The organism is Clostridium pascui, from assembly GCF_016908015.1.
Classification (GTDB): domain Bacteria; phylum Bacillota; class Clostridia; order Clostridiales; family Clostridiaceae; genus Clostridium_AK; species Clostridium_AK pascui.
On sequence record NZ_JAFBDB010000019.1, the window covers coordinates 1 to 1,397 of the forward strand.

Annotated in this window: 1 protein-coding gene, 1 tRNA gene and 1 rRNA gene; all 3 read right to left on the reverse strand. The window is 30.9% G+C overall.

What is annotated here, in order from left to right; genetic code table 11:
* Positions 1–347: 347 nt before the first annotated feature.
* Positions 348–1,094, reverse strand: a complete 747-nt coding sequence (locus tag JOC70_RS19660; RefSeq protein ID WP_204600436.1) for a peptidylprolyl isomerase — start codon at positions 1,092–1,094, stop codon at positions 348–350.
* Positions 1,095–1,228: 134 nt separating this feature from the next.
* Positions 1,229–1,304, reverse strand: a tRNA-Phe gene (locus JOC70_RS19050).
* 7 nt (positions 1,305–1,311) lie between these two features.
* A 5S ribosomal RNA gene (gene rrf / locus JOC70_RS19055) occupies positions 1,312–1,397 on the reverse strand; the annotation flags it as partial.

Consider the following 1,397-nt stretch of genomic DNA (forward strand, 5'->3'; position numbering starts at 1 on the left):
AATTGACTGGTTTCTATTCTCTGTTCAATTTTCAAAGACCCTGTCGCTCCAAGCGACTTTTATATAGTAACATTTTTGTTTCTTCTTGTCAACAAGTTTCTAAATTTTTTTTAAATCTTTGTCGACTTATTTGTCGTTTCTTGCGACAACATAAGTTATTGTATCATATAAACAATACCGTTCCCTCATGATAAATGGAGTTATACAATTATATGCACTTACTTCTTTTATTTACTTAATAATACTCCACTTTACTACTATTGATACAGGTGGCAATGTTGTTATTATAAAACGCACAAAAAACACACAAAGCAAATTCTTTGTGTGTTTTATCTTATTCATTAAGTTTATTCTTGTATATTTACATTATATTTTTTCTTTAAATCATCTACAAAACTTATATAAATTTCTTTTTGCTTTTCTTGTAATACCTGTGCATATATGCTGCCCTTTACTTCATCTAGTGATATTATACTTTCTGGATTTTTATCTTCTACAAATATTAAGTGGTATCCAAATTGAGTTTTAACTGGCTCACTAATTTCTCCCGCATTCATGCTAAATGCTGCCTTTTCAAAAGGTGGAACCATTCTTCCATGTCCAAAGGTACCAAGAGCTCCACCTTTGTTTTTAGATGGACATGTGGAATATTTTTCAGCTGCCTTTTCAAACTTCATTCCATTTTTAATTTCATTTAATATACTATTACACTCTTCTAAAGTCTTCACTAGTATATGCTTTGCAGTTATAGTCTCTTCTGTTTTAAACATTTCCTTATTGGATTCATAGAACTTAACTATATCCCCTTCATCTACTTTAACGCTAGAGATAATCTTTTTTATAGCTATTTGGGTAAGTATTTCTTTTTTTGCATTTTCTAATTGAATTAAAAAGTCTTTATCTTCTTCCATGTTACTATCTTTAGCATATTCATAGAGTACTTCAAAACTTACAACTTCATTTAATAATTCTTTTCTTCCTTCTGGTGTTGTTAAATTCTGCTGTCTCTCAGCTGGAAATCTTGATATAATTTCTTGTAAATCTTTGTTAGTTATATGCTTACCATTAAATGTCGCAATAATTTTTTCTTCCATTATAATTACTCCTTTTTTATATATTTTATATAATAATATTATTTTTACATTCAAAACACTCCTATAATAATTATATACTAATATTATAAGATATAAATAATTATAAAATAAAAAACCCTGCTTTTGCAGGGTTTTGGTGGCTGGACCAGGAATCGAACCAGGGACACGAGGATTTTCAGTCCTCTGCTCTACCGACTGAGCTATCCAGCCATATTTTATCTGGCAACGACCTACTCTCCCACCGGGCCTCCCCGGCAGTACCATTGGCGCTTTGAAGCTTAACCTTCGTGTTCGGAATGGGTA

Bases quoted from the DNA above. Each gene is read 5' to 3' on its own strand.
- JOC70_RS19660 (WP_204600436.1), bottom strand. From the start codon at position 1,094: ATGGAAGAAAAAATTATTGCGACATTTAATGGTAAGCATATAACTAAC.